Consider the following 592-nt stretch of genomic DNA (forward strand, 5'->3'; position numbering starts at 1 on the left):
ATATAATTCGCCATATTCCTCCTGAGGTAACCATCTGGGCAGATACCGGTTTTCAAGGTATAGATAAACAGCATCCTAATACACAAATCCCAAAAAAAGGAACTCGAAAAAGACCTTTATCGCCTGAACAAAAACAAGAAAATAAAATAATCTCGGGCATCCGTATTACAGTTGAACACGCCATCGCGGGTATCAAGCGCCTCGGTTGCATGACCCAAATTTTACGGAATCGTAGACCCTTTATTGATGATACCTTCTTACTCCTTAGCGCAGGTCTTTGGAATTTCCATCTCAGAACAGCGTAAAATTTACTTCAATCACCGAAACACCCTTATTTCACTATTAAGCAACACGCTTAATATCCCACCGTGCAGATTTTCTCTTTTTCTGATTTTAGTTTGTACAAATAATAGACTGAAAATCATCCATAATATCAGAGCAACCGCTCTTGATAAGTTATAGGCCATTGCATGCAGGGTAAATTCGAGCTTTACCGCTAATAATCCCTTACGCCGGAAACGTTCCAAACCCTGAATTCCCCGCAATGCTGAAAACACAGGTTCAACCATGCTCTTTCGCTGATTCAAGATTT

Annotated in this window: 2 protein-coding genes; one reads left to right on the plus strand and one right to left on the minus strand. The window is 40.2% G+C overall.

What is annotated here, in order from left to right:
• The coding region (locus tag CBG25_RS12110) for a transposase family protein (RefSeq protein ID WP_290603625.1) at positions 1–305 on the plus strand (305 nt) is incomplete at its 5' end.
• 12 nt (positions 306–317) lie between these two features.
• Here CBG25_RS12110 and CBG25_RS12115 read toward each other — a convergent pair.
• The coding region (locus tag CBG25_RS12115; protein ID WP_290606902.1) for a transposase at positions 318–592 on the minus strand (275 nt) is incomplete at its 5' end.

It is taken from the genome of Arsenophonus sp. ENCA (assembly GCF_002287155.1).
In the GTDB taxonomy this organism is placed as follows: Bacteria; Pseudomonadota; Gammaproteobacteria; order Enterobacterales; family Enterobacteriaceae; genus Arsenophonus; species Arsenophonus nilaparvatae.